This is a genomic window from Actinomadura keratinilytica (assembly GCF_039539665.1).
GTDB lineage: Bacteria > Actinomycetota > Actinomycetes > Streptosporangiales > Streptosporangiaceae > Spirillospora > Spirillospora keratinilytica.
Window position 1 is genome coordinate 1 of record NZ_BAABDO010000185.1, and the last position, 7,920, is coordinate 7,920.

General features: G+C 76.3%; 1 protein-coding gene. It reads left to right on the forward strand.

Going from position 1 to position 7,920, the window contains the following annotated elements; translation table 11 throughout:
* A partial coding sequence (locus ABD879_RS31105) for an amino acid adenylation domain-containing protein (RefSeq protein ID WP_345025335.1) occupies nt 1–7,920 on the forward strand: 7,920 nt, incomplete at both ends.

Genomic DNA, 7,920 nt, shown 5'->3' on the forward strand with positions numbered 1-7,920 from the left:
GAGCGGATGAACAGGTCAAGATCCGCGGCTTCCGGGTGGAACCCGGCGAGGTCGAGGCCGTCCTGACCGAGCACGAGACCATCGACCGCGCCGCGGTGGCGGTGCACGACGGCCGCCTCGTCGCCTACGTCGTCCCGGCGGACGGCGGTACCGACGCCGCCGTCCTGCGCGAGTTCGCGGCCGCGCACCTGCCCGAACACATGATCCCGTCCGCGTTCGTCGAGCTGGAGGACTTCCCCCTCACCGTCAACGGCAAGCTGGACCGGGCCGCCCTGCCCGCCCCCGACTTCGCGGGCAAGGCGACGAGCCGCGCCCCCGCCACCCCCACCGAAGAGGCCCTCTGCGGCCTGTTCGCCGAGATCCTCGGCTTGGAGCAGGTCGGGGCCGAGGACTCGTTCTTCGAGCTGGGCGGCGACTCGATCATGTCGATGCTGCTGGTGGCCCGGGCCCGGCGCGCGGGGCTGGTGCTCACCGCGCGGCAGGTGTTCGAGCACCGCACTCCGGCGGCGCTGGCGGTCGTGGCCGAGCCGCTGGACGGCGCCGCCGACTCGGACGCGCCCGCCGCGACGGGCCGGATGCCGCTGCCGCCGGTGATGCGGGAGGCGGCGGAGCGGTCCGGCCCGGCGGCCCTGGACGGCGAGTTCTTCCAGTCGATGCTGATCGCGGTGCCCCCGGGGCTGGACGCCGATCGGCTGGCGCGCGCGGTGCAGGCGGTCATGGACCGGCACGACATGCTCCGCGCCCGGCTCGACGGCCTCGAACTCGTGGTGCCCGAACGCGGCGTGCCCGCGCAGGCGCCGCCGCTGCGGCGGGTGCCGGCGGACGAGCCGGTGCACGAGCAGGTCCGCGCGGCCGCCGCGCGGCTCGCCCCGGCCAACGGGGTCATGACGCAGCTGGTCTGGTTCGACGCCGGTCCGCGGGAGGACGGGCGGCTGCTGTGGCTGATCCATCACCTGGTCGTGGACGGGGTGTCGTGGCGGATCCTGCTGCCCGACCTGGCCGCGGCCTACGAGTCGCCGGACACGGACCTGGAGCCGGTGCCGGTGTCGTTCCGGCAGTGGGCCCTGGATCTCGCCGAGCAGGCCGGCGCGCCGGAACGCGTCGCCGAGCTGCCGCGCTGGACGGCGCTGCTGGACGGCGCGGAACCGGCCCTGGGCGACCATCCGCTCGACCCGGACGTGGACAAGGTCACCACCTTGCGCCAGGTGACGGTGACCGTCCCGGCCGAGGTGACCGGGGCGCTGCTCACCCGGCTGCCCGCGGCGTTCCACGCGAACGTCGACGACGTCCTGCTGGCGGGCTTCGCCGCGGCGCTCGCCGAGACCCGCCCGGACTACCGGGCGGCGGGCGTCCTCGTGGACGTCGAAGGGCACGGACGCGACGGGATGGACCTGTCGCGGACCGTCGGCTGGTTCACCGAGGTGCACCCCGTCAGGCTGCCCGTCCCGGAAGCCGACCCCGGCGACGTGCGGGCGGGCGGCCCCGCCGCGGGCGAGCTGATCAAGCGGGTGAAGGAGCGGCTGCGCGCCGTCCCGTCCGACGGCCTCGGCTACGGGCTGCTGCGCTACCTGAACCCCGACACCGCCGCCGAACTGGCGGACCTGCCCGCACCGCAGATCGGCTTCAACTACCTCGGCCGCCTCGCCGCAGGCCCCTCCGGTGATGAAGCGCGGTACTGGCGGCCGGTGGACCGCACCGGCCTCGGCGGCGGCGCCGACCCGCGCATGGCGGCCGGGCACGTGCTGGAGGTGTCGGGCGTCGTCCACGACCTGCCGGGCGGCCCCGAACTGGTCCTCGGGCTGACGTGGCCGCGGCGGCTGCTGACCGAGACGGCCGTCCGCGCGCTGGCCGACGCGTGGGCGGCGATGCTGGCGGGCCTGGCCGCGCACGCCGAAGACCCGGCCGCAGGCGGCCACACCCCGTCCGACTTCCCGCTCGTCCCCCTGGGACAGGACCAGGTGGAGGAGCTGGAACGCGCCGTCCCGGGGCTGTCGGACGTGTGGCCGGTGACGCCCCTGCAGGAGGGGCTGCTGTTCCACGCCGGCTACGACGAGGAACTCCCCGACGTCTACATCAGCCAGCGCGTCCTCGACATCGAAGGGCCGCTCGACGCGGCGGCCCTGCGCCGGGCGTGGCAGACGCTGCTCGACCGGCACGCCGGCCTGCGCGCCGGGTTCCTCACCCCGGCCGGTGCGCGCGAACCGGTGCAGGTGGTCGCCGACGGCGTCGCCGTCCCGTGGCGCGAGGCGGACGTGCCGGGCGGCGCCGCGGACGAGGCGGAGCGGCTGGTCGCCGAGGAGGCGGAACGCGGCTTCGACCTGGCGTCGCCGCCGCTGCTGCGGCTGCTGCTGCTCCGGCTCGGCCCCGGCCGCCACCGGCTGGTGGTCACGATGCACCACATCGTGCTCGACGGCTGGTCGATGCCGATCCTGATGGAGGAGCTGTGGGCGGCCTACGAGGCGGGCGGCGCACCGGCCGCGGCGCCCCCCGCGCCCTCGCCCCGCGACTACCTCGGCTGGCTGGCCCGGCAGGACCGGGACGCGGCCCGCCGGGCATGGCGGGACGCCCTGGCCGGGCTGGACGAGCCGACGCTCGTCGCCCCCGACGTCAGGGACGCCGACCCGGTGCCGCCGCGCGGCGTCACCGTCCGGGCCGGGGAACGGCTCACCGGGGCGCTGCGCGACGCCGCGCGGGCCCGCGGGCTGACCGTCAACACCCTGGTGCAGGCCGCGTGGGCGGTGCTGATCGGCAAGCTCACCGGCCGCCGCGACGTGGTGTTCGGCGCGACCGTCTCCGGCCGTCCCGCCGAGGTGCCGGGCGTGGAGCGCATGCTCGGCCTGCTGATCAACACGGTTCCGGTGCGGGTGACGCTGGACCCCGCCCGGCCCGTGGCAGCGGTGTGGGACGACCTTCAGCGGCGGCAGGCCGAACTGCTGGCGCACCAGCATCTGGGGCTGCCGGAGATCCAGCGGCACGCCGGGCCGGGCGCCGTGTTCGACGCGCTGCTGGCGTTCGAGAACTACCCGGCCGACCCGGCGGGCCCGGCGGTCGCCGGCGGGCTGCGGCTGACCCGCGGGGAGATCCGGGACGCCGCGCACTACCCCCTGACGCTGGTGGTCAACACCGGCGACGACCTGGAACTGCGCCTGGACTACCGGCCCGACGCCTTTACCGGCGACGACGCCCGGCGGCTCACCGGCCGGCTGCTGCGGATCCTCGACCGGTTCGCCGCCGACCCCGGCGCCCGCGTCGCCGCGCTGGACGTGCTCGACTCCGGCGAACGCCGCCGCGTCCTCGCCGACTGGAACGCCACCGGACGGCCGGCACCCGGCGGCACCCTGGTGGACCTGCTGGAACGGCAGGCGGCCCGCACCCCGCACGCCCCCGCCGTCACCGCCGGGGCCGCCACCTGGACCTACGCCGAACTCGCCGCGGCCGCCAACCGCGTCGCCCACGAGCTGATCGCCCGCGGCGCCGGCCCGGAACGCATCGTCGGCGTGGCGCTGGAACGCTCGCCCGAACTGTTCGCCGTCCTGCTGGGCGTGCTGAAGGCCGGTGCGGCCTACCTGCCGCTGGACCCCGGCTACCCGGCGGCGCGGCTGGCCGCCATGGTGGCCGACGCCGACCCCGCCGTGATCGTCTGCACCGGTGCGACCGCCCCCGTGCTGCCCGCCGGCGTTCCGCTGCTGCACTGGGGCGACCCCGCGATCGCCGACCGGCCGGACACCCCGCCCACCGACGCCGACCGGACGGCCCCGCTGCTGCCCGCCCACCCCGCCTACGTGATCTACACGTCCGGGTCCACCGGCGAACCCAAGGGCGTCGTCGTCCCGCACGCGGGCGCGGTGAACTACGTGACGTGGCGCAGCTCCACCTACGGGTTCGGACCCGGCGACCGGGTGCTGCAGTTCGCGTCGGTGTCGTTCGACACGTCCGTGTGCGAGATCTTCCCCGCGCTGACGTCCGGCGCGACCCTGTGCGTCGCCTCCCGCGACGGCGACCTCGGGCAGGAGGTGCGGGACCTCGCCGTCACCTCGGCCACCTTCACCCCCACCGTCCTGGACACCCTCGACCCGGCGGCGCTGCGCACCGTCACCCGGCTGATCACCGCGGGCGAGGCGTGCGGGCCGGACCTGCTGCGCCGCTTCGCGCCCGGCCGCACGTTCTACAACGAGTACGGGCCGACCGAGGCGACCGTGGACGTCACCTGCTGGACCTGCCCGCCCGAGATCCCCGGCACCGTGCCGCTCGGCCGGCCCATCGCGGGCGTGCGGGTGTACGTCCTGGACGACTGCCTGCAGCCGGTGCCGCCCGGCACGGTCGGCGAACTGTACGTGGCGGGCGCCGGCATCACCCGCGGCTACGTGCGGCGGCCCGGCGTCACCGCCGGACGGTTCGTGGCCTGCCCGTTCGGCGCGCCGGGCGAACGCATGTACCGCACCGGCGACCTGGCCCGCTGGACCCCCGGCGGGGAGCTGGAGTTCGCCGGCCGCGCCGACGAACAGGTCAAGATCCGCGGGTTCCGCATCGAACCCGGCGAGATCGAGGCCGTGCTCGCCCGGCACGGCGGCGTCGCGCAGGCCGCCGTGGTCGCCCGCGACGACGGGCCGGGCGGCCGGCTGCTCGTCGGCTACGTCGTCCCGGCCGCCGGCGGCGGCGCCGACACCGCGGAGCTGCGCGCCTACCTGGCCGAACGGCTGCCCGAGCACATGGTCCCGGCCGCGTTCGTGGAGCTGCCGGAGCTGCCGCTGTCGGTGAACGGCAAGCTCGACCGGTCCCGGCTGCCCGCCCCCGACTTCGCCGCGCTCGCCGGCGGCCGGGAGGCCCGCGACCCGCGGGAGCGGCTGCTGTGCGACCTGTTCGCCGACGTGCTGAACCTCGACCGGGTCGGCGCCGACGACGGGTTCTTCGCGCTCGGCGGCGACTCGGTCATGTCGATGCTGCTGGTGTCGCGGGCCCGCCGCGCCGGGGTGCGGTTCACCGCCCGGCAGGTGTTCGAGCACCGCACACCGGCCGCGCTCGCCGCCGTCGCCGACTTCGGCGCCGCCGAGCAGGCCGCGGACCGGAACGCGCCCGGCGCGGAGGCGGCGGGGGAGGGGCGGCTGCCGCTGCCGCCGGTCGCACGCGAGATCGCCGCGCGGGCCGGACGCACCGCCCTGACCGGCGAGTACTTCCAGTCGATGCTGCTCACCGCCCCGGCGGACCTGGACCCGGCCCGGCTGCGCGGCGCCGTGCAGACCGTGCTGGACCACCACGACATGCTCCGGGCCCGGCTGGACGGAGACGAACTGGTCGTCCCCGGCCGGGGCGCCGTCGACGCCGCCGACGTCGTCCAGCACGTCGAAGGCACCGACGACGACACCGTGGCCGCGTGGATGCGGCGGGCCGGCGGCAGCCTCGACCCCGGCTCCGGGCAGCTGACCCGCGTCGTCTGGTTCGACGCGGGCCCGGGCCGCGCCGGGCTGCTGCTGTGGGTGATCCACCACCTCGCCGTCGACGGCGTGTCCTGGCGGATCCTGCTGCCCGACCTGGCCGACGCCTACGCCGGACGCGCCCTGCAGCCCGTCCCGGTGTCGTACCGGCACTGGGCCCGCACGCTCGCCGAGCAGGCCGCCGGCCCCGACCGCCTCGCCGAACTGCCGCACTGGACCGGCACGCTGAGGGCCCCCGAACCGCTCCTCGGCGACCGTCCGCTCGACCCGGACCGCGACCTGGCCGCCCGGCTGAAGCGGACCGAGACCACCGTCCCGCCCGCCGTCACCGAGGCGCTGCTGACGCGCCTGCCCGAAGCGTTCCACGCGGGCGTCGACGACATCCTGCTCGCCGCGCTGGCCTGCGCCGTCGTCCGCCGCCGCGCCGAGCCCGGCGCCGGACTGCTGGTCGAGGTCGAAGGGCACGGCCGGTCCCCGGAGACGCTGGACCTGTCGCGGACGGTCGGCTGGTTCACCACCACCTACCCGGTGCGCCTGGACCCGGGCGACCCCGCCGACCCGGACGGCGCCGTCAAACGCGTCAAGGAGCAGCTGCGCGCGGTGCCGTCCGACGGGCTCGGCTACGGGCTGCTGCGCCACCTCAACCCCGACACCGCCGCCGAGCTGGCCGCGCTGCCGGTGCCGCAGATCGGCTTCAACTACCTCGGCCGCTTCGCCGCCGCAGGCGACGCCGACGACCGGCCGTGGCAGCCCACCGGCATCGGCCTGGCCGGAGGCGCGGACGCCGCGCTGGCCGCCACGCACGCCCTGGAGGCGGCGGGCCTGGTCCGCGACCTGCCCGACGGGCCGCGGCTCACCCTCACCCTCACCTGGCCCGAGGACCTGCTCACCGACACGGCCGTGCGGGAACTCGCCGACGCGTGGACGGCCGTCCTCACCGAACTGGCCGACCACGCCGCGGGCGGCCACACCCCGTCGGACTTCCCCCTCGTCACCCTGGACCAGACCCAGGTCGAGGAGCTGGAACGCACCGTCCCCGCGCTCGCCGACGTCTGGCCCCCCGCGCCGCTGCAGGAAGGTCTGCTGTTCCACGCCGCCTACGACGACCGGATCCCCGACGTCTACACCATCCAGCAGACCGTCGACCTGCACGGACCCCTGGACGCCGCGCTGCTGCGCCGCTCCTTTGACGCCGTGATGGCCCGGCACGCCAGCCTGCGCGTGGCGTTCCGGCGGCCCGCCGGAGCCGACCACCCGGTGCAGGTCGTCGCCGGTGACGTGGCCGTCCCGTGGACCGAGACGGACCTGTCGGGCACCGACCGCCCCGACACGCAGGCCGAAACGCTCGCCGCGCAGGACCGGGCCCGCCGGTTCGACCTGGCCGAACCGCCGCTGCTGCGCCTGCACCTGCTGCGGCTGGCCGACGACCGCCACCGGCTCGTCATCACCATGCACCACATCCTCCTGGACGGCTGGTCGTTCGCGGTGCTGATGCGCGAGCTGTGGACCGTTTACGGGGCGGGCGGCGACCCGGACGTGCTCCCCCCGGTCATCCCCTACCGGTCGCACCTGGAGTGGCTGGCCCGCCAGGACAAGGCCGACGCGCGGGAGCACTGGCGCCGCGCCCTCGCCGGACTGGACGGCCCGACCCTCGTCGCCCCCGCCGCCGCCCCCGGCGTCCCGGTCATGCCGCGCAGCGTCACCGCCCGCGCGGACGCGACCCTGACCGGCGCCCTGCGCGACACGGCCCGCGCCCGCGGCCTGACGGTCAACACCGTGGTGCAGGGCGCGTGGGCGCTGCTGCTCGCCGCCCTCACCGGCCGCGACGACGTCGTGTTCGGCGCCACCGTCTCGGGCCGCCCCGCCGACCTGCCCGGCGCCGAGAACATGCTCGGCCTGTTCATCAACACCGTCCCGGTCCGGGTGCCGCTCGACCCGGCCGCGACCGTCGCCGACCTCCTGGCCGACCTGCAGGAACGCCAGGCCGGGCTGATCGCCCACCAGCATCTCGGCCTCACCGAGATCCAGCGCCAGGCCGGCCCCGGCGCCGCCTTCGACACCCTCCTGATCTACGAGAACTACCCCGTGGACGCGGCCGCGCCGCCCAGCGGCGGCCTGCGCGTCGAGGTGACCGGCGACCGGGACGTCTCCCACTACCCGCTCACCCTGGCCGTCGCGCCGTTCACCGAGCTCGAACTGAAACTGGACTACCGGCCCGACCTGTTCGACGAGCCCACCGCCGCCTCCCTCGCCCGGCGCCTGGTGCACATCCTCGAACAGTTCGCCGCCGATGCGGACACGCCCGTCGGCCGGATCGGGCTCCTGGACGCCGACGAACGCCGCACCGTACTGACCGACTGGAACAACACCACCGCCCCGGGCACCGCCCGCTCCGTCGTGGACCTGTTCGAGGAGCGGGTGGATGCGGTGCCTGGTGCGGTGGCGGTGGTCGATGGGGGTCGGGTGTGGTCGTTTGCGGAGTTGGACG